The organism is Pseudomonas gingeri, assembly GCF_013385425.1.
In the GTDB taxonomy this organism is placed as follows: Bacteria; Pseudomonadota; Gammaproteobacteria; order Pseudomonadales; family Pseudomonadaceae; genus Aquipseudomonas; species Aquipseudomonas gingeri_D.
On record NZ_JACAQA010000006.1, the window covers coordinates 100495 to 120458 of the forward strand.

The window sequence follows — 19964 nt, forward strand, 5'->3', positions numbered from 1 at the left end:
CATCTGGTGATTGTATAGCAGTCCCACAAACCGGGGGACAACTCGGCGGCAAGTGTAGCAGAACTTGCCTACACGTAAGAGACATTTGCGCTGAACTAAGTTTCAGCGATACCCGCAAATTTCTCACGCAATTTGTCGAGGGCCCGTTTATAGCGCATTTTCGTGGCGCTCAAGCCCATGTGCATGATGTCTGCAATCTCCTGAAACTCCAGCTCTGCGACAAATCGTAGCACCAGAATTTCCCGGTCAATCGGGTTCACATGCACTAACCATCGATCCAGTCCGCCCTTTTCCTCAGGTTTCGGCGTCTTCTCTTCAGACGCTTCCTCGAGGGGGTCAAGACTCAACGCATCCATCAAGCGCCGCTTTCGGCGCTCTTTGCGATACTGCGTAATACATTCGTTGTACGTGATGCTATATAGCCATGTCTTGAACTTGGATTTACCCTCAAAGTTCTTAAGGCCATACAACACCTTCAACATCACTTCCTGACAGACATCGTCCGCATCGCGTTCGTTCCCTAAATATCTTGAACAAACGCTGAACAAGGTACGTTGATAGCGCCGCATCAACTCTTCATAGGCGCGGGTCACATGAAACAGCTCCGAATGCGCACGCGCCACCAACTCCTCATCGGTGAGTTCGCGGGGGTCGTAGCGCATGGAGAGCGATTGAGCTTTATTCAAAACGAGTCGGGCCGACAGTCAGGTCAATGTCCGCCGCAGCCATGGCTGCGGGCATTTTTGCGGCGGCATAGAGTAGCAGGGTTTGCCGGGTTAGCGGCTGCTCACATGCTGCTCCAGCAAGATCCGATTGGAGAGAGAGACTAGCTCACCCTCATCGGTCAGCAATGTGGTCTTGACCGTGCCAATCTCTTCAATCTGTCCTTCGACCTCACCCACTCGCACTTGTTGCCCAACCTGATACAACTCACGCACATAAATTCCCGCCAGGATCTGCCCGGCGATCTCCCGACTACCCAAGCCCATGGCCAGCGCAACGGCCAGGCCAACGGTAATGAGCACGATCACGATCACATGGTTCAGCAGGTCGGTCTTGACCTCCAACTGACTGATCGCCACCGAAATACTGATGATAATCACCAGGCCCTGGGCAACCCGCCCCAGGCCCGACGCGTAATCCAGGCCAACCCCTTCGGCCGCGCCACGCACCAGCCCGCTGACCAGCTGTGCCAGCAAAACCCCCACCAGCAGCACCAGGGCCGCGCCGAATACCTTCGGCAAATACAGGGCCAGCATGTCGAGCGTAGCTGAAACTCGTTCAAGTCCAAGGGATTCGGCCGCCGAGACCAGGAAAATCAGCAAAATGAACCAATAAACGATCTTGCCGATCAGTGTCGAGATCGGCACCTGGAGGCCGGCACGCCCCAGCAGCTTGGTCAATCCGGTGCCGCCCATCAGGCGATCCAGGCCCAATTTGGCCAACAGCTTGGACAGCAGGGTGTCGAGCAGCTTGGCCACGACAAAGCCCAGCAACACCACCACCAGCGCCCCGAACAGGTTGGGGATGAAATTCGCGACTTTGGTCCACAAGGCAGTCATTGCCGTGACGAGGCTCTGGGTCCAGAGATCAAGTTCCATATTCAGTCAGCCTTATCCGTGGAGCGAGCAATAGGGGTACGACGAGAGACCGGCAAAACATGGGCCGATCCGTTGTTCAGGGCAATCATCAGCGCCTGCAGCCAACGGCCCATCAGACTGAAGAGATCACCGGCGCCGACCTGCCGGTTGGCGGTTTTCAGGACACGCCCCAGGCAAGCGTCGTCGTCACGGGTGGACGGCGAGGCCTTGAGCATGTCACGCAGAGATTGTTCGAACGGATCGTGCATACGCACCTCTCGGTATATCTGTGAAAGACGCGATCACTTTTTTGCAGGTCACATGAAACATGTTTCAAACCCAGCGCAAACGTCGGAAAAGCCACCATTGTCCGACGGCAACGGCGACGATCAGCAGACATGCGATGACAAAACCATAGGGGTCTCCGGACCACGGAATACCGCCGACATTGATTCCCAACAGACCGGTCAGGAAGCTCATCGGCAGGAAGATCCCGGTGATGATCCCGAAACGGTACATGGTCTTGTTCATGCGCACGTTCAGGCGTCGGTCCTCGGCCTCAAGTACAAGCCCCACGCGCTCGCGGGTCAATTCGAGCTCTTCCAGGTAACGGGTCAGGCTGTTGTTCAATTCGTTCCAGTAACCGGCTTCTTCGTCGGCGAACCAGGGCAGCTTGATCCGGCTCAACTGGCCGAAAATATCCCGCTGCGGCGCGAGGAAACGTTTCAGTCCGGCCGCTCGACGACGTATCTGCACGATGGCGCCATGTTCAGGGCTATACCGTTCGTCGGCATCTATCTTTTCTTCTTCGTCATCGACCACTTCCGAGAGATCGCTGACCAGATCCTGCACCTTCAGGGTGAGGTATTGCGCGATGTAAAGGATCAGTTCGGCGGCGTTTTTCGGCCCCTTGCCCTGCTCCAGTTGCACCAGCAACTCATCGGTGGCGCGCAACGGCCGCAAACGCAGGGAAATCACCCGCTGATGGGCGGCAAAGACCCGCACCGAGACCATGTCTTCAGGCTCGGCACCGGGATTGAGGTTGACCCCGCGCAAAAACAGCAGCAACTCGCTATCGGGCAATGGCAACAGGCGTGGCCGGGTATTCTCTTCCAGCAGCAGGTCGCAGTTGAACTCGCTCAGGCCGCTGGAGGTGCGCAACCAGGTGTGGGTCTGCGGATGGCTGCGATCCCAGTGCAGCCAGAGGCTTTCCTCCGGCTGCAACTGCAAGCCATCGAGCTCTGTCCGAGCAATCGAGCGCGCACCGCCCTTACCATCCAGAACCAGGGCATGAACCAGCCCCCACTGCGCGTTTTCTTCCTCGAACATCCTTACCCCATTTTGTTGCAAAAAATTTACTCAGGCATCTTCAGCGGGCTCGGCGCGATGATCACACCGTTGTTGTCCGCGTAGATGTACTCGCCCGGGCGAAAGGTCACGCCGGCAAAAGTGACCGGGACATTGAGGTCGCCGATGCCACGCTTGTCGGTTTTCATCGGATGGCTGGCCAGGGCCTGCACCCCCAGGTCGGTCTGGGCGATCACGTCGACGTCACGGATGCAGCCGTAGATCACCAGCCCTTCCCAGCCGTTCTTCGCCGCCTTCTCGGCCAGCATGTCGCCGAGCAGGGCACGGCGCAGGGAACCGCCGCCATCGACCACCAGCACCTTGCCCCGACCATCGAGCTCGACCTGGTCCTTGACCAGGGAGTTATCCTCGAAGCACTTGATGGTGACGATCTCACCACCGAAGGAATCGCGGCCACCGAAGTTGCTGAACATCGGCTCAAGCACCTGTACCAACTCCGGATAGGCGTCGCACAGATCGGGGGTGACGTAATGGTCCATGGGTAAACTCCTGTAGGTGGAATCGAGAATGCCAGACTACGCAGGTCGCGCTACAAGATGAAACGCTTGCCCCGGTCGAATGTTTAGACAATGACCCAAACCGCTCAATGCGTCATATCTTAGCCTTTACCATCCGTGAGCGAAATGCCCTTGTCAGGGCGTTTCCTGAACAACGGCTGACTCAGCCTGTAGGAAAACCTGCTGGTCGCGCAACCAATCGGCCACCCTTGGCCAGACTTCAGCCTGTGCCGGCTTGCTCACCAGCATCTCGACATGGCCGAAATCCGAGCTGAAACCCTGCTCGCGGCCCAGGCAGAGAAAGTGCTTGTGCGCCGATCCGATCTGCTCGAACAGCTTGCGACAGGCCCAGGCCGGATCCTGGTGATCGCCCACCGCGGTGACGGCCAGCACCGGCACGTCCACTTCGGCCAGGCCACCCCACCAATCCCGCTCGGCGTCCCGGAAGCGCCCGAACAGGCCGTACCAGCGCAGGCTTTCGAGGGCCAGGCCGATGGGCTCGTCCTCAGGGCCGCGCTTGAGGCGCGAACCGGACAAGTGGGCGAAGCGCCGCAGCAGCAGGCGACCGCCCCACTCCACTGGCGGAATCTTCAACGGCCAGTAGGTGCGACTGACCTGGCAGCCGAACAATGCCGCCGAAGCGACGGCAGGGGCGCCCAGGTATTGACCGCCCAAGGCAGCCGCCAGGGTGATGCCACCCAGGGAATGGCCGATCCAGTGGGGAATCTGCCCGCTTTGTTCACGGACGAACGCGGCAATGGCCGGCAGGTCATAACGGGCGTAATCGGCCACGCGATTGCGTCGATAGCTGTGGTTGCGCGCCGATAGTCCGTGACCGCGCATTTCCGGGATCCATACGTCGAACCCGGCACGCGCCAGGTAGGCGCCCAGGCCGATGCCCTTGGCGGAATACCAGAAGCGCCGATTGGAAAAGCTGCCATGCAGCAGGATGACCGGCACGCCACGGGCCTCGGGCTCGTCGGCGAGGCCCAGGCGGGTGACCGCCAGTTCGACGGTGGCGTCGGGGCTGTTGGCCGGTTTCAAACGATAGACGTCTTCACAGAGATCGCCACGACGCTCGGCGCTGATCAAAGCGACCGGAAAAAGATTGCTGCTGCTTTGCATAAGGCTCTTGCACAAAAAAGGGCGGCCCAAGTGGACTCGCCCTGAAAATAAGATTTTACAACATCGAAGACCGGTTCTACTTACGACATAAGTCTGTAGGAACATGGCTTGCCAGCGAAGCTTTCAGCGTTCTCAAGGACGCCTTCGCGGGCAAGCCCTGCTCCTACAGGACAGCGTCGTACGCAGATTTTGCGCACAACACAAAACCTGTAGGAGCCTGGCTTGCCAGCGAAGCTTTTGGCGCCCTCAAGGACGCATCGCCGGCAAGCCAGCTCCCACAGGGGTCAGGCCTGGGCTTGCCCTTCAGCCAGGAAGAACCAGGTCTCCAGCACGGAGTCCGGGTTCAACGACACGCTTTCAATGCCCTGCTCCATCAACCAGAGCGCCAGGTCCGGGTGATCGGAAGGCCCCTGGCCGCAGATGCCGATGTACTTGCCGGCCTTGTTGCAAGCCTGGATGGCGTTGGACAACAGCTTCTTCACCGCCGGGTTACGCTCGTCGAACAGGTGCGCGATGATCCCTGAATCACGATCCAGGCCCAGGGTCAGCTGGGTCAGGTCGTTGGAACCGATGGAGAAACCATCGAAGTACTCAAGGAATTCATCAGCGAGAATGGCGTTGGACGGCAACTCGCACATCATGATCACCCGCAGGCCGTTCTCGCCACGGGCCAGGCCGTTGGCGGCGAGCAGGTCGACCACCTGGCTGGCTTCGCCGAGGGTACGGACGAAAGGCACCATGATTTCGACGTTGGTCAGGCCCATCTCGTTGCGCACGCGCTTGAGGGCACGGCATTCGAGTTCGAAGCAGTCACGGAACGACTCGCTGATATAACGCGAGGCCCCACGGAAGCCCAGCATCGGGTTTTCTTCTTCCGGCTCGTAGAGCTTGCCGCCGATCAGGTTGGCGTATTCGTTGGACTTGAAGTCCGACAGGCGCACGATGACCTTCTTCGGCCAGAACGCCGCCGCCAGGGTGCTGATACCTTCCACCAGCTTCTCGACATAGAAGCCGACCGGATCGTCGTAACCGGCGATGCGTTTATCGACACTGTCCTTGATTTCCGGTGGCAGCCCGGCGTAGTTCAGCAGCGCCTTGGGGTGCACGCCGATCATGCGGTTGATGATGAATTCCAGGCGGGCCAGGCCCACGCCGGCGTTCGGCAACTGTGCGAAGTCGAAAGCGCGGTCCGGGTTGCCGACGTTCATCATGATCTTGAACGGCAGTTCCGGCATGGCATCGACGGAGTTTTTCTTGATATCGAAGCCCAGTTCGCCTTCGAAGATATAACCGGTGTCGCCTTCGGCACAGGAAACGGTCACGCCCTGACCGTCTTTCAGCAGTTGGGTGGCGTTACCGCAACCGACCACTGCCGGAATCCCCAGCTCACGGGCGATGATCGCCGCGTGGCAGGTTCGCCCGCCACGGTTGGTGACGATGGCGCTGGCGCGCTTCATCACCGGCTCCCAGTCCGGGTCGGTCATGTCGGAAACCAGCACGTCGCCTGGCTGGACCTTGTCCATCTCGGACACGTCCTTGATGATCCGCACCTTGCCGGCGCCGATGCGCTGGCCGATGGCACGGCCTTCCACCAGCACGGTGCCGGTTTCCTTGAGCAGGTAGCGCTCCATGACGTTGGCCTGGGTGCGGCTCTTCACGGTTTCCGGACGCGCCTGGACGATGTACAGCTTGCCGTCATCACCGTCCTTGGCCCATTCGATGTCCATCGGGCACTTGTAGTGCTTCTCGATGATCATCGCCTGCTTGGCCAACTCGCTGACTTCGGCGTCGCTGAGGCAGAAACGCGCGCGCTCGGCCTTGTCGACATCGACGGTCTTGACCGAACGACCGGCCTTGGCTTCGTCGCCGTAGATCATCTTGATCGCCTTGCTGCCCAGGTTGCGGCGCAGGATGGCGGGACGACCGGCTTCGAGGGTGCCCTTGTGCACGTAGAACTCATCCGGGTTGACCGCGCCTTGTACGACGGTTTCACCCAGGCCGTAGGCGCCGGTGATGAACACCACGTCACGGAAGCCCGACTCGGTGTCGAGGGTGAACATCACCCCGGCGGTGCCGGTTTCCGAACGCACCATGCGCTGCACGCCGGCGGACAGGGCCACCAGCTTGTGGTCGAAGCCCTGGTGCACGCGGTAGGAAATGGCGCGGTCGTTGAACAGCGAGGCAAAGACTTCCTTGGCCGCGCGGATGACGTTTTCCACGCCGCGGATATTCAGGAAGGTTTCCTGCTGGCCGGCGAAGGAGGCGTCCGGCAGGTCTTCGGCGGTGGCCGAGGAACGCACGGCCACGGCCATGTCCGGGTTGCCCGCCGACAGGGTGGCGAAGGCGGTGCGGATCTCGGCGTTGAGCTTCTCGGGGAACTCGGCTTCCATGATCCACTGGCGGATCTGTGCACCGGTGCGGGCCAGGGCGTTGACGTCATCGACGTCCAGTGCATCCAGCGCCGCATGGATCTGGTCGTTCAGGCCACTGAGTTCGAGAAAATCACGATACGCCTGAGCCGTAGTGGCAAAGCCGCCGGGGACCGATACACCGGCACCCGCGAGGTTACTGATCATCTCGCCCAGGGATGCGTTCTTGCCCCCTACGTGCTCTACATCATGGACGCCGAGCTTATCGAGGGAAACTACGTACTCTACCAAGGTGATCTCTCCACTAACTGTGTTGGAAAAGCTCAGGAGCGGACTGCTCTAATGGGCAGGTTATCCGCCATGTGGCCTGGACCTGGAAAATAAGTGAGAATGCCCGTCATTCCTGGCGGACAAATCCCGCCTATCATATCCAAGAATCGTCACCAGCTTAAGGCCCAAGGCGCAAATGAAACGATCTGCTTTCTTTATCTCCGATGGCACCGGTATCACCGCCGAAACCCTGGGTCAAAGCCTGCTGGCGCAGTTCGAAAACATTACCTTCGCCAAATTCACCCGTCCTTACATCGACAACGTCGACAAAGCCCGGGCCATGGTACAACAGATCAATATCGCCGCCGAAAAGGACGGATTTCGCCCGATCATCTTCGATACCATCGTCAACCAGGACATTCGTGAGATCCTCGCCACGTCCAATGGTTTCATGATCGACATTTTTTCCACCTTCCTCGCCCCGCTGGAACAGGAACTGAGCGAGCACTCGTCCTACTCGGTGGGCAAGTCCCACTCCATCGGCGGCAACTCCAACTACATGGAGCGCATCGAGGCGGTGAACTTCGCCCTGGACAACGACGACGGTGCCCGCACCCACTATTACGACAAGGCCGACCTGATCCTGGTGGGTGTGTCGCGTTGCGGCAAGACCCCGACCTGTTTGTACATGGCGATGCAATTCGGCATCCGCGCGGCCAACTACCCGCTGACCGAGGACGATATGGAACGCCTGCAACTGCCGGCCGCCCTGCGCGCCCACCAGCACAAGCTGTTCGGCCTGACCATCGACCCGGACCGTCTCACCGCGATCCGCAACGAGCGCAAGCCCAACAGTCGTTATTCCAGCTATGCCCAGTGCGAATTCGAAGTGCGCGAGGTGGAAAACCTGTTTCGCCGCGAGAACATCGCCCATATCAACTCCACGCATTTCTCGGTGGAAGAGATTTCGGCGAAGATTCTTGTGGAGAAAGGTGTGGAGCGGCGCTTCAAGTAAAGCACCTAGATCACGAACAGATCGACAAACCGATGCACCGGCGTCGTCTCCAGGCGCGCCGGATCCTTGCACAGGGCGAGGATTTCGGCACTGCGCTGGGCGGTAAAGCGCGTCGCCAGATTGGCCTTGAACTTGTCTTCCAGCAACGCAATACCCTCGGCCCGGCGCCGACGATGGCCGATCGGGTATTCCACCACCACCTGCGCGGTACTGGTCCCATCCTTGAAAAACACCTGCACCCCATTGGCGATCGAACGCTTGTCGGCCTCCAGGTATTCACGGGTGTAGCGCGGGTCTTCAACGATCACCATCTTCTCGCGCAACACATCGATGATCGGATGGGCCGCGTGGAAATCGTCCTCGTAGTGCTCGGCCACCAGATTGCCGAAGGCCAGCGGCACCGCCGTCATGTATTGCAGGCAGTGGTCGCGGTCGGCGGCATTGGCCAGTTTGCCGACCTTGGAAATAATGCGGATCGCCGATTCATGGGTGGTGATCACGATCCGGTCGATCTCGCCCAGGCGGCTCCTGACCTGCGGGTGCAGCGTCACCGCCGCCTCACAGGCCGTCTGGGCATGGAACTCGGCGGGAAAACTGATCTTGAACAGCACATTTTCCATGACATAGCTGCCATAGGGCTGGGAAAGGCTGAAGGTGCGCTTGTCTTCGGGCTTGAGCGCCAGGTCCTTGCTGGTATGGCTGAACAGCACATCGTAGAAGCCCCATTGTGGCGCGCTCAACACCCCGGGAATGCCCATTTCCCCGCGCAGGGCGATATCCGCCAGGCGTACGCCACGACTGGTGGCATCGCCCGCCGCCCAGGATTTACGCGAACCGGCATTCGGCGCGTGACGATAGGTGCGCAGCGCCTGGCCATCGACAAAGGCATGGGACAGCGCCGCCAGCAGTTGTTCACGGCTGGCCCCCATCAGTTTGGCGGTGACCGCGGTGGAGGCGACTTTCACCAGTAGCACATGATCAAGACCGACCCGATTGAAAGAGTTTTCCAGGGCAATCACGCCCTGGATCTCGTGGGCCATGATCATCGCCTCCAGCACCACCCGCATGCTCAGCGGTGCCTCACCATTGGCCACACGCTTCTGCGACAGATGATCGGCCACCGCGAGAATCCCGCCGAGGTTGTCCGAAGGATGACCCCACTCGGCCGCCAGCCAGGTGTCGTTGTAGTCGAGCCAACGGACGATACAGCCAATATCCCAGGCCGCCTTGACCGGATCGAGGCGAAAGCTCGTCCCCGGCACACGCGAGCCGAAGGGCACGATGGTGCCCTCGACCAGCGGCCCGAGGTGCTTGGTGCACTCGGGAAAGCGCAGGGCCAACAGGCCGCAGCCGAGGGTATCCATCAGGCAGTTGCGCGCGGTATCCAGCGCCTCCGCGGACTCGACCTGATAGTCGAGCACATAGTCGGCGATATCCTGCAGGACCTGGTCGTAATCGGGACGGTTGTTCAGATCAACGTTGGCGCTCATCTTTGCTTCACTCCGAGGGTGGTTCAGCTCAAAAAGCATCACCCGGCACACGTACCCAGCCTTCCATCAGGACCCGCGCACTGCGGCTCATGATGGCCTTGACCACGGTCCATTCACCGTTGACCTGGGAAGCCTGCGCCCCAACCCGCAAGGCACCCGACGGATGACCGAAACGCACCGCACTGCGCTCGCCACCGCCCGCCGCCAGGTTCACCAGGGTGCCGGGAATTGCCGCCGCGGTACCGATGGCCACCGCCGCCGTGCCCATCATCGCATGGTGCAGCTTGCCCATGGACAAGGCTCGCACCAACAGGTCCAGATCGGCCGCCGCCACCGGCTTGCCACTCGACGCGGTATAGCTCGCGGGTGCCGCGACAAACGCCACCTTCGGCGTGTGCTGACGGGTCGCCGCCTCATCGATATGCCGGATCAGGCCCATGCGCACGGCACCGTAGGCCCGGATCGTCTCGAACATCGCCAGGGCCTTGGGATCGCTGTTGATATCGCCCTGCAACTCAGTACCGGTGTAGCCGATATCCGCCGCATTGACGAAGATCGTCGGAATCCCGGCATTGATCATGGTCGCCTTGAAGGTACCGACACCCGGTACTTCCAGGTCGTCCACCAGATTGCCGGTGGGGAACATCGAACCGCCGGCGCCCTCCTCCTCGGCCGCCGGGTCCATGAATTCAAGCTGCACTTCGGCGGCCGGAAAGGTCACGCCGTCGAGCTCGAAGTCACCGGTTTCCTGCACCTGGCCCTCGGTGATCGGCACATGGGCGATGATGGTCTTGCCGATATTCACCTGCCAGATCCGCACCACCGCCACGCCATTGCGCGGGATCCGCCCGGCATCCACCAGGCCGGCGCTGATGGCGAACGAACCGACCGCCGCCGACAGGTTGCCGCAGTTGCCGCTCCAGTCGATAAACGGCTTGTCGATGGAGACCTGACCAAACAGGTAGTCGACGTCGTGCTCGGCCTTGATGCTCTTGGACAGGATCACCGTCTTGCTGGTGCTGGAGGTCGCCCCGCCCATGCCGTCGATCTGCTTCTCATAGGGGTCGGGGCTGCCGATCACCCGCAACAACAACGCATCCCGCACCGCACCGGGCAATTGCGCCGCTTCGGGCAGGTCGCTGAGGTTGAAGAACACCCCCTTGCTGGTGCCGCCGCGCATATAGGTGGCGGGGATCTTGATTTGCGCTACGTGGGCCATGAAATCTCCTGCTGAGTCTGGACGCGACGCTGTTTCGCGGCAAAACACACATCTGTAGGAGCCGGCTTGCTGGCGATGGCGGCGCTGAATCTTGCGCTGCAATCACTGGCAGGCCGACCTGTCATGAACAAGGCCGGGGCTTCAACTGCCGCCCCGGCAACGCCTTCAACCCACCGTGGCCGATTGAAGGAAGTCCTGGGCAAAACGCTGCAAGACACCACCGGCCTCATAGATCGAGACCTCTTCAGCGGTGTCGAGGCGGCAGGTCACCGGCACTTCAAGACACTCGCCGTTATGGCGATTGATCACCAGGGTCAGGGTGTTACGAGGGGTGCGCTCGCCGATCACATCGAAGGTCTCGGTGCCGTCGATGCCAAGGGTCTTGCGGTCGGTCCCAGGCAGGAATTCCAGCGGCAACACGCCCATGCCCACCAGGTTGGTGCGATGGATACGCTCGAAGCCTTCGGCGGCAATCGCCTCGACCCCAGCCAGCCGCACGCCCTTGGCCGCCCAGTCACGGGACGAGCCCTGGCCGTAGTCGGCACCGGCAATGATGATCAGCGGCTGCTTGCGCTCCATGTAGGTTTCGATGGCTTCCCACATGCGCATGACCTGCCCTTCGGGCTCGACCCGCGCCAGGGAACCCTGCTTGACCTTGCCGTTTTCCACGACCATTTCGTTGAACAGCTTCGGGTTGGCGAAGGTCGCGCGCTGCGCGGTGAGGTGATCCCCCCTGTGGGTCGCGTAGGAGTTGAAGTCCTCTTCCGGCAGGCCCATTTTCTCCAGGTACTCACCGGCCGCGCTATCGAGCATGATGGCGTTGGACGGCGACAAGTGGTCGGTGGTGATGTTGTCCGGCAGCACCGCCAGCGGGCGCATGCCCTTGAGCGGTCGCGCGCCGGCCAGGGCGCCTTCCCAGTACGGCGGACGGCGGATATAGGTGCTCATCGGCCGCCAGTCGTACAGCGGCGTGACCTTGGGACCGGTGTCTTCGTGAATGGCGAACATCGGGATGTAGACCTTGCGGAACTGCTCCGGCTTCACCGAGGCCTTGACCACCGCGTCGATCTCTTCGTCGCTCGGCCAGATATCCTTGAGGCGGATTTCCTTGCCGTCGGCGTCCAGGCCCAGCACATCCTTCTCTATATCGAAACGGATGGTCCCGGCGATGGCATAGGCCACCACCAGCGGCGGCGATGCCAGGAAGGCCTGCTTGGCGTAGGGATGGATACGTCCATCGAAGTTACGGTTACCGGACAACACGGCCGTGGCATAGAGGTCACGGTCGATGATTTCCTGCTGGATCGCCGGGTCCAGCGCACCGGACATGCCGTTGCAGGTGGTGCAGGCAAAGGCCACGACACCAAAGCCCAGCTGTTCCAGCTCCTTGGTCAGCCCGGCTTCATCCAGGTACAGTGCCACGGTCTTGGAACCCGGCGCCAGGGACGACTTGACCCAGGGCTTGCGGGTCAGGCCGAGCTTGTTGGCGTTGCGCGCCATCAGGCCGGCGGCGATCACGTTGCGCGGGTTGCTGGTGTTGGTGCAACTGGTGATGGCGGCGATGATCACCGCGCCGTCGGGCATCTGCCCCGGCACATCGTCCCACTGGCCGGCAATGCCCTTGGCCGCCAGGTCGCTGGTGGCGACGCGGGCATGGGGGTTGCTCGGACCGGCCATATTGCGCACCACCGAGGACAGGTCGAAGCTCAAACCACGCTCGTAGTCCGCGCCTTTCAGGCTGTCGGCCCAGAGCCCGGTGTGGCGGGCGTAGGTTTCCACCAGCTTGACCTGCTCGTCTTCACGCCCGGTGAGTTTCAGGTAGTCGATGGTCTGCTGGTCGATATAGAACATCGCCGCCGTGGCGCCGTACTCCGGGGCCATGTTGGAAATGGTCGCGCGATCACCCAGGGTCAGCGCCGAGGCGCCTTCGCCAAAGAACTCCAACCAGGCACCGACCACTTTCTGTTTACGCAGGAACTCGGTCAGCGCCAGCACCATGTCGGTGGCGGTGATGCCCGGTTGCAGCTTGCCGGTCAGTTCGACGCCGACGCTTTCCGGCAGGCGCATCCAGGAGGCCCGGCCGAGCATCACGCTCTCGGCTTCGAGGCCGCCGACACCGATGGCGATCACCCCCAGCGCATCGACGTGAGGGGTGTGGCTGTCTGTGCCGACACAGGTGTCGGGGAAGGCCACGCCGTCCCGCGCCTGGATCACCGGGGACATTTTCTCCAGGTTGATCTGGTGCATGATGCCGTTGCCGGGCGGGATCACATCGACGTTCTTGAAGGCCTTCTTGGTCCAGTCGATAAAGTGGAAACGGTCTTCGTTGCGACGGTCTTCGATGGCGCGGTTCTTGGTGAAGGCGTCCGGGTCGAAACCGCCGCATTCCACCGCCAGCGAGTGGTCGACGATCAGTTGGGTCGGCACCACCGGGTTGACCTGGGCCGGATCGCCGCCCTGGGAAGCGATGGCATCACGCAGGCCGGCGAGGTCGACCAGGGCGGTCTGGCCGAGAATGTCATGGCAGACCACCCGGGCCGGGAACCAGGGGAAGTCCAGGTCGCGCTTGCGCTCGATCAGTTGCTTCAGGGAATCGGTCAGCGTCGCCGGGTCGCAACGACGGACCAGGTTCTCGGCGAGTACCCGGGAGGTGTAAGGCAGGGTCGCGTAAGCCCCGGGCTGGATGGCATCGACCGCCGCACGGGCGTCGAAGAAATCCAGGTGGCTGCCGGGCAGCGGTTTACGGTATTGGCTATTCATGGTCTGGGACTCGATTATTTCAGCGACGCTCGATTGGCACGAACTTGCGCTGTTCGACGCCGATGTACTCGGCGCTCGGACGGATAATGCGGTTGTTGCCACGCTGCTCGAACACATGCGCGGCCCAGCCGGTCAGGCGCGAGCAGACGAAGATCGGCGTGAACAGCTTGGTCGGAATGCCCATGAAGTGGTACGCCGAGGCATGGTAGAAGTCGGCGTTGGGGAAGAGTTTCTTCTGCTCCCACATGGTCTTGTCGATGGCTTCGGAAACCGCGAACAGCACGGTGTCACCGACTTCATCGGCGAGTTTCTTCGACCAACCCTTGATCACCTCATTGCGTGGATCGTTGTCTTTGTAGATCGCATGACCGAAGCCCATGATCTTGTCCTTGCGCGCCAGCATGCCGAGGGTGCCTTCGACGGCTTCCTGGGGCGAGCTGAAACGCTCGATCATTTCCATCGCCGCCTCGTTGGCGCCGCCGTGCAGCGGGCCGCGCAGGGAACCGATGGCGGCGGTGATGCAAGAGAACAGGTCGGACAGGGTCGAGGCACAGACCCGCGCGGTAAAGGTCGAGGCGTTGAACTCGTGCTCCGCGTAGAGGATCAGCGACACGTCCATCACCTTGCGGTGCAACTCGCTTGGCGCCTTGCCATGCAGCAGGTGCAGGAAATGCCCGCCAATGGAAGCCTCGTCGGTCACGCAGTCGATGCGCTTGCCTTCGTGGCTGAAGCGATACCAGTAGCACATGATCGCCGGGAACGCGGCCAGCAGCCGGTCGGTGGCTTCATGCTGGCGGGCGAAGTCGCCTTCGGGCTCGATATTCCCGAGGAAGGAACAGCCAGTGCGCATCACGTCCATCGGGTGGGCATCAGCGGGAATCCGCTCGAGCACTTCTTTCAGTGCCTGGGGCAGGTCGCGCAGGGTCTGCAACTTGCCCATGTAGGCCGCCAGTTCGGTGGCATTCGGCAGCTCGCCGTACAGCAGCAGGTAGGCGACCTCTTCGAAACGCGCCTCGGCGGCCAGTTCACGCACGTCGTAACCACGGTAGGTCAGGCCGGCACCGGCCTGGCCGACGGTGGACAAGGCGGTTTGCCCGGCGACCTGGCCACGCAGGCCGGCACCGCTCAGTACTTTTGCTTCAGCCATTGCTCTCTCCAATTCTTGAATTTATTAGGGACCCGGCAAGTCAGGGTAGTCAGGTCTCAGCCCTTCTTCTGGGCAAACAACGCATCGAGCTTCTGCTCGAAGGTGTGGTAATCGATACGATCGTAAAGCTCCATGCGGGTCTGCATGGTGTCGATCACATTGGCCTGGGTGCCGTCGCGGCGAATCGCGGTGTAGACGTTTTCCGCCGCCTTGTTCATCGCACGGAACGCCGAGAGCGGGTACAGCACCAGGGACACGTCGGCGGACTTCAGCTGTTCGGTGGTGAACAGCGGCGTCGCACCGAACTCGGTGATATTGGCCAGGATCGGCGCCTTCACGCGGCTGGCGAACAGCTTGTACATCTCAAGTTCGGTGATGGCTTCCGGAAAGACCATGTCGGCACCGGCCTCGATGCACGCGGCGGCACGTTCCAGGGCCGACTCCAGGCCTTCCACGGCCAGGGCATCGGTACGCGCCATGATCACGAAGCTGTCGTCGGTACGGGCATCCACCGCCGCCTTGATACGGTCGACCATTTCCTGCAGGGTGACGATTTCCTTGTTCGGCCGATGGCCGCAACGCTTGGCGCCGACCTGGTCTTCGATATGGATCGCCGCCGCGCCGAACTTGATCATCGACTTGACCGTGCGCGCCACGTTGAACGCCGAGGCCCCGAAGCCGGTGTCGACATCCACCAGCAACGGCAAGTCGCAGACATCGGTGATCCGCCGTACATCGGTGAGCACGTCATCCAGGCCGGTGATGCCCAGGTCCGGCACCCCGAGGGAGCCGGCAGCGACACCGCCACCGGACAGGTAGATGGCCTTGAAGCCGGCGCGCTTGGCCAGCAAGGCGTGGTTGGCGTTGATCGCGCCGACCACCTGCAAGGGCTGTTCGCTGGCGACCGCATCGCGGAAACGCTGACCGGGCGTGCTCTTGTTGGAACCCTGACTCATGACTCACCTCGCTTCGTAGCTGTCGGTTGGACGGCGTCCTGGTAGTGACGCGCGATATTGCGTTTCGACGCGCCGATATGGCGGCGCATCAGCAGTTCGGCCAATTCGCCATCGCGCTCGGCGATGGCGTCGAGAATCCGGTGGTGCTCGGCGAACGCCTGGCGTGGCCGATTGGGAGTGACGGAAAACTGGATGCGGTACATGCGCACCAACTGATACAGCTCGCCGCAGAGCATCTGGGTCAGGGTGCGGTTGCCCGCGCCCTGGATGATCCGGTAGTGAAAGTCGAAATCGCCTTCCTGCTGGTAATAGCCGACCCCGGCCTGGAACGCCGCGTCGCGCTCATGGGTATTGAGAACCTCTCTCAACTCCTCGATTTCCTCGGCCGTCATGCGCTCGGCCGCCAGGCGACAGGCCATGCCTTCGAGGGACTCGCGGATTTCGTAGAGTTCGATCAACTCGGCCTGGCTGAGGGACACTACCCGCGCCCCGACATGGGGCACGCGCACCAGCAGGCGCTGGCCTTCCAGACGGTGAATGGCCTCGCGCAGCGGGCCGCGGCTGATGCCATAGGTGCGGGCCAGCTCCGGCTCGGAAATCTTGCTGCCGGGGGCGATTTCACCCTTGACGATCGCCGCCTGAATGCGCCGGAAGACGTTCTCGGACAAGGTTTCCGAATCGTCCTGGGCAATCGCGGGTGGCTCCAGCTCATGCAACATATTGTCGACACCTTATCCATCAATGGCGCTAAAACTAGCCAATATCAGCAAATCAGTCAAAGAATTAATTGGTATTGTCGACAATAGTCTAAGAAGCACTGAAACAGCGCGCTTCAAGGAACAAACCTCGACCTATCCGACGAGGGAGGCGTCCGGCGCTGGCGCGACAAGTCCAGCATGCTAGAATGCCGCGCGCTTCCGCCGATGCGCTGACTGTCATATTTTCCTGACAGACGTACGAGGATGCTTGCGCGATATTGCCAGTCCCCTTGAATCAAGATTGCCCGATACGCGCCAGGATTTATGAGACTCACGCCTTTCTCCCTACTGCTTCTCTGCCTGTTTTGTCTGCCTGGCATCAGCCTCGCGACCGAGAAGACGGTGTACGGCCTGAACGAGTACGCGCAACTGGCCGGGATCGACCTGCAAGTGCCGGCCAAGCTCGACACCGGTGCCAAGACCGCTTCCCTCAGTGCCCGCGACATCCACCGGTTCAAACGCAACGGTGAAAGCTGGGTGCGCTTCTACCTGGCGATCGACGCCGCCCACTCGCATCCGATAGAACTGCCCCTGGCCCGCGTCAGCAAGATCAAGCGCCGTGCCGGCGACTATGACCCGGACGAGGGCAACGCCTATACCGCGCGCCCGGTGATCACCCTGGAAATCTGCATGGGCAGCGCCTTGCGCAGCATAGAAGTGAACTTGACCGACCGCAGCAGCTTCCAATACCCGCTGTTGATCGGCTCCGAAGCCCTCAAGCGCTTCGATGCGCTGGTCGACCCCAGTCTTAAGTACGCTGCCGGCAAACCCGCCTGCAGCCACGACGCACAAACCGCCGAGTAATCCGAATGCGTTCTCTCACCCTCCACCTGAAAATCCTCATCACCGTACTGGTGTTGCTGGGTGCTTCGGTCACGGCCTATCAGATTTTCGTGCTGGGGATTCCCGTCACCGAGGATGCCACGGACGACTTGTGGAACATCGACGCCAAGGTCGAGTTCGTCGCCAGCACCAAGGAACCGGTGAAGATCCAGATGTTCGTGCCGCCCCTGAGCCGCGACTACGTCAGCCTCAACGAGAGCTTCATTTCCAACAACTACGGGGTGAGCGTCAACCGCGCCGACGGCAACCGCAAGGTGACCTGGTCGGCACGCAAGGTCAGTGGCAAGCAGACGCTGTATTACCGCCTGGTGCTGACCAAGCGCTATACCGGCGAGAAACCCAAGGTCAAAGGTCCGACCTTCCGCGACAGCATGGCGATCGAGGGGCCGGAGAAAATCGCCGCGGACGCCTTGCTCGCGCCGATCCGCCAGCACTCGGCGGACGTCGAGACCTTCATCGGCGAAACCATCAAGCGGGTCAACAACCTCGGCGACGACAACGTCAAGCTGCTGCTGGCCGGCGATCCGTCGACCCCGCACAAGGCGCAGATCATCGAACTGCTGCTGTCCATCGCCCATGTGCCGATGGAACGCGCCCACACCCTGCGCCTTGTGGCCGATCAACCGCAGACCCCGGAACTCTGGCTGCGCAGCTTCAACGGCACGGACTGGCTGTATTTCAACCCGGACACCGGTGAACAGGGCCTGCCGTCCGACCGCCTGCTCTGGTGGACCGGCGCCGACAACCTGATCAGCGTCGAGGGCGGCAAGAAGGCCGGCGTCACCTTCAGCCTGAACAACAGCGAGATGAACGCGATCCGCCTGGCCAAGCTGACCGACGAGAACTCCGACGCCAACTTCCTCGAATATTCGCTCTATGGCCTGCCGCTGCAAACCCAGCAGACCTTCATGATCATGGTGATGATCCCCATCGGCGTGCTGGTGATCCTGATCCTGCGCAACCTGATCGGCCTGCAGACCCTCGGCACCTTCACCCCGGTGCTGATCGCCCTGGCCTTCCGTGAAACCCAGCTGGGCTTCGGCATCGTGCTGTTCACCATCATTACCGCCCTCGGGCTGTCGCTACGCTCCTACCTGGAACACCTGAAGTTGCAGATGCTGCCACGGCTGTCGGTGGTACTGACCTTCGTCGTGGTGCTGATCGCCGCCATCAGCCTGTTCAGCCACAAGCTGGGCCTGGAACGTGGCTTGTCGGTGGCACTGTTCCCGATGGTGATCCTGACCATGACCATCGAGCGCCTGTCCATCACCTGGGAAGAGCGCGGCGCCAATCATGCCCTGAAAGTCGCCATCGGCACGCTGTTCGCGGCCTCCCTGGCGCACCTGATCATGACCGTGCCGGAGCTGATCTACTTCGTCTTCACCTTCCCGGCGATCCTGCTGATCCTGGTGGGCTTCATGCTGGCAATGGGTCGCTATCGCGGTTACCGCCTGACCGAACTGCTGCGCTTCAAGGCGTTCCTCAAGGAAAACGCCTGATGTTCGGCCTGTGGAAAACCTGGAAAGCCCTGGAGGCCCGGGGCATCATGGGGATCAACCGGCGCAACGCGGACTATGTGCTCAAGTACAACAAGCGCAGCCTCTACCCCATCGTCGACGACAAGATCATCACCAAGGAGCGGGCCATCGCCGCCGGCATCCAGGTGCCGGAAATGTACGGGGTGATCTCCACGGAAAAGGAAATCGACCGGCTGGAAGCGATCATCGACGGGCGCCGTGATTTCGTTATCAAGCCGGCCCAGGGCGCGGGCGGCGACGGCATCCTGGTGATCGCCGACCGTTTCGAGGGCCACTATCGCTCGATCTCCGGACGCCTGATCAGCCACGGGGAAATCGAGCACCAGATCTCCAGCATCCTGACCGGCCTGTATTCCCTGGGCGGGCACCGCGACCGCGCGCTGATCGAATACCGGGTCACCCCCGACCCGATCTTCAAGAGCATCAGCTACGAAGGCGTGCCGGACATCCGCGTCATCGTACTGATGGGCTACCCGGTAATGGCCATGCTGCGCCTGCCGACCCGCCAGTCCCATGGCAAGGCCAACCTGCACCAGGGCGCCATTGGCGTGGGCGTGGACCTGGCGACCGGGATCACCCTGCGCGGCACCTGGCTGAACAACATCATCCGCAAGCACCCGGACACCACCCATCCGGTGGATGGCGTGCAATTGCCCAACTGGGACGCCTTCATGCAACTGGCGGCCGGCTGCCATGAGCTCTGCGGCCTGGGTTATATCGGCGTGGACATGGTCCTGGACCAGGACAAGGGCCCGCTGATCCTCGAACTCAATGCCCGCCCCGGCCTGAATATCCAGATCGCCAACGACTGCGGGCTGACCCACCGGACCCATGCCGTGGAGGCCCACCTGGCGGAACTGGCCGCCGCGGGCATCACCGAGACGCCGGAGGCACGGGTGCGTTTTGTCCAGAAACTGTTCGGCCATGTGCCGGCACTCAACGACTGATCCACTGCACAACGACAGATCCTACAAGGCAATCTCCATCCAGCGACATGCCCCTAGGAGCAACGCCTACAGGAGACTACAA

At 61.5% G+C, this 19964-nt stretch carries 17 protein-coding genes; 4 read left to right on the forward strand and 13 right to left on the reverse strand.

Going from position 1 to position 19964, the window contains the following annotated elements; translation table 11 throughout:
* Positions 1–95: 95 nt before the first annotated feature.
* From sigX to ppsA, 7 genes are all read right to left on the reverse strand, one after another.
* Positions 96–686: an RNA polymerase sigma factor SigX gene (gene sigX, locus HX830_RS11850; protein WP_100940799.1), complete on the reverse strand. Its 591-nt coding sequence runs from the start codon at positions 684–686 to the stop codon at positions 96–98.
* A gap of 90 nt (positions 687–776) precedes the next feature.
* The gene (locus tag HX830_RS11855) at positions 777–1601 is read right to left on the reverse strand and encodes a mechanosensitive ion channel family protein (protein ID WP_100940800.1); all 825 of its coding nucleotides are present in this window, start codon (positions 1599–1601) and stop codon (positions 777–779) included.
* Positions 1602–1603: 2 nt separating this feature from the next.
* The gene (locus HX830_RS11860) at positions 1604–1855 is read right to left on the reverse strand and encodes a CrfX protein (protein ID WP_370868233.1); all 252 of its coding nucleotides are present in this window, start codon (positions 1853–1855) and stop codon (positions 1604–1606) included.
* A 58-nt stretch (positions 1856–1913) separates the two neighbouring features.
* A complete protein-coding gene (locus tag HX830_RS11865) occupies positions 1914–2909 on the reverse strand; it encodes a zinc transporter ZntB (protein ID WP_152737153.1) in 996 nt (331 codons plus the stop codon).
* A 26-nt stretch (positions 2910–2935) separates the two neighbouring features.
* Positions 2936–3427: a ribonuclease E activity regulator RraA gene (gene rraA, locus HX830_RS11870; RefSeq protein ID WP_103499191.1), complete on the reverse strand. Its 492-nt coding sequence runs from the start codon at positions 3425–3427 to the stop codon at positions 2936–2938.
* A 153-nt stretch (positions 3428–3580) separates the two neighbouring features.
* Positions 3581–4570 carry an alpha/beta fold hydrolase gene (locus HX830_RS11875; RefSeq protein WP_152737154.1) on the reverse strand — a complete coding sequence of 330 codons (990 nt, stop codon included), beginning with the start codon at positions 4568–4570 and terminating at the stop codon, positions 3581–3583.
* Positions 4571–4854: 284 nt separating this feature from the next.
* Positions 4855–7230, reverse strand: coding sequence for a phosphoenolpyruvate synthase (ppsA, locus tag HX830_RS11880; RefSeq protein WP_103499189.1), 2376 nt, complete (start codon positions 7228–7230; stop codon positions 4855–4857).
* A gap of 175 nt (positions 7231–7405) precedes the next feature.
* On the opposite strand from ppsA, the gene ppsR reads away from it, so the two are divergent.
* Positions 7406–8224: a posphoenolpyruvate synthetase regulatory kinase/phosphorylase PpsR gene (gene ppsR / locus HX830_RS11885; protein ID WP_103499188.1), complete on the forward strand. Its 819-nt coding sequence runs from the start codon at positions 7406–7408 to the stop codon at positions 8222–8224.
* Between the two features lie 5 nt (positions 8225–8229).
* Here the strand turns inward: ppsR and prpD are convergent, their stop codons facing one another.
* The 6 genes from prpD to HX830_RS11915 form a co-directional block, all read right to left on the reverse strand.
* Positions 8230–9714 (reverse strand): 2-methylcitrate dehydratase, encoded by a 1485-nt coding sequence (gene prpD, locus HX830_RS11890; RefSeq protein WP_177100338.1) that lies wholly within the window; start codon positions 9712–9714, stop codon positions 8230–8232.
* 28 nt (positions 9715–9742) lie between these two features.
* Positions 9743–10933, reverse strand: a complete 1191-nt coding sequence (gene prpF, locus HX830_RS11895) for a 2-methylaconitate cis-trans isomerase PrpF (protein WP_177100340.1) — start codon at positions 10931–10933, stop codon at positions 9743–9745.
* A 165-nt stretch (positions 10934–11098) separates the two neighbouring features.
* Complete coding sequence (gene acnD, locus HX830_RS11900) at positions 11099–13693, reverse strand: Fe/S-dependent 2-methylisocitrate dehydratase AcnD (RefSeq protein ID WP_152737157.1); 2595 nt, start codon at positions 13691–13693, stop codon at positions 11099–11101.
* A 19-nt stretch (positions 13694–13712) separates the two neighbouring features.
* Positions 13713–14840 carry a bifunctional 2-methylcitrate synthase/citrate synthase gene (gene prpC / locus HX830_RS11905; RefSeq protein WP_103499184.1) on the reverse strand — a complete coding sequence of 376 codons (1128 nt, stop codon included), beginning with the start codon at positions 14838–14840 and terminating at the stop codon, positions 13713–13715.
* Positions 14841–14896: 56 nt separating this feature from the next.
* The gene (prpB, locus tag HX830_RS11910; protein ID WP_103497645.1) at positions 14897–15796 is read right to left on the reverse strand and encodes a methylisocitrate lyase; all 900 of its coding nucleotides are present in this window, start codon (positions 15794–15796) and stop codon (positions 14897–14899) included.
* Positions 15793–16515 carry a GntR family transcriptional regulator gene (locus tag HX830_RS11915; RefSeq protein ID WP_103497646.1) on the reverse strand — a complete coding sequence of 241 codons (723 nt, stop codon included), beginning with the start codon at positions 16513–16515 and terminating at the stop codon, positions 15793–15795. The genes prpB and HX830_RS11915 overlap by 4 nt, the downstream gene beginning before the upstream one ends.
* A gap of 303 nt (positions 16516–16818) precedes the next feature.
* On the opposite strand from HX830_RS11915, the gene rloA reads away from it, so the two are divergent.
* From rloA to HX830_RS11930, 3 genes are read left to right on the forward strand one after another with little or no spacing between them, the layout of a single operon-like run.
* Positions 16819–17358 (forward strand): retropepsin-like aspartic peptidase RloA, encoded by a 540-nt coding sequence (rloA, locus tag HX830_RS11920; protein ID WP_103497647.1) that lies wholly within the window; start codon positions 16819–16821, stop codon positions 17356–17358.
* A gap of 5 nt (positions 17359–17363) precedes the next feature.
* Entirely contained in the window at positions 17364–18896 is a 1533-nt protein-coding gene (gene rloB, locus HX830_RS11925) for an osmotic stress tolerance membrane protein RloB (RefSeq protein WP_152737159.1), read from the forward strand.
* Positions 18896–19882 (forward strand): alpha-L-glutamate ligase-like protein, encoded by a 987-nt coding sequence (locus HX830_RS11930; protein ID WP_177100342.1) that lies wholly within the window; start codon positions 18896–18898, stop codon positions 19880–19882. Before rloB ends, HX830_RS11930 begins: the two co-directional genes overlap by 1 nt.
* Positions 19883–19964 lie beyond the last annotated feature (82 nt).

Coding starts and splice junctions, on each gene's coding strand:
- HX830_RS11855 (WP_100940800.1), bottom strand. CDS start 1,601: ATGGAACTTGATCTCTGGACCCAGAGCCTCGTCACGGCAATGACTGCC.
- HX830_RS11865 (WP_152737153.1), bottom strand. CDS start 2,909: ATGTTCGAGGAAGAAAACGCGCAGTGGGGGCTGGTTCATGCCCTGGTT.
- rraA (WP_103499191.1), bottom strand. CDS start 3,427: ATGGACCATTACGTCACCCCCGATCTGTGCGACGCCTATCCGGAGTTG.
- HX830_RS11875 (WP_152737154.1), bottom strand. CDS start 4,570: ATGCAAAGCAGCAGCAATCTTTTTCCGGTCGCTTTGATCAGCGCCGAG.
- ppsR (WP_103499188.1), top strand. CDS start 7,406: ATGAAACGATCTGCTTTCTTTATCTCCGATGGCACCGGTATCACCGCC.
- prpD (WP_177100338.1), bottom strand. CDS start 9,714: ATGAGCGCCAACGTTGATCTGAACAACCGTCCCGATTACGACCAGGTC.
- prpF (WP_177100340.1), bottom strand. CDS start 10,933: ATGGCCCACGTAGCGCAAATCAAGATCCCCGCCACCTATATGCGCGGC.
- acnD (WP_152737157.1), bottom strand. CDS start 13,693: ATGAATAGCCAATACCGTAAACCGCTGCCCGGCAGCCACCTGGATTTC.
- prpC (WP_103499184.1), bottom strand. CDS start 14,840: ATGGCTGAAGCAAAAGTACTGAGCGGTGCCGGCCTGCGTGGCCAGGTC.
- prpB (WP_103497645.1), bottom strand. CDS start 15,796: ATGAGTCAGGGTTCCAACAAGAGCACGCCCGGTCAGCGTTTCCGCGAT.
- HX830_RS11915 (WP_103497646.1), bottom strand. CDS start 16,515: ATGTTGCATGAGCTGGAGCCACCCGCGATTGCCCAGGACGATTCGGAA.
- rloA (WP_103497647.1), top strand. CDS start 16,819: ATGAGACTCACGCCTTTCTCCCTACTGCTTCTCTGCCTGTTTTGTCTG.
- rloB (WP_152737159.1), top strand. CDS start 17,364: ATGCGTTCTCTCACCCTCCACCTGAAAATCCTCATCACCGTACTGGTG.
- HX830_RS11930 (WP_177100342.1), top strand. CDS start 18,896: ATGTTCGGCCTGTGGAAAACCTGGAAAGCCCTGGAGGCCCGGGGCATC.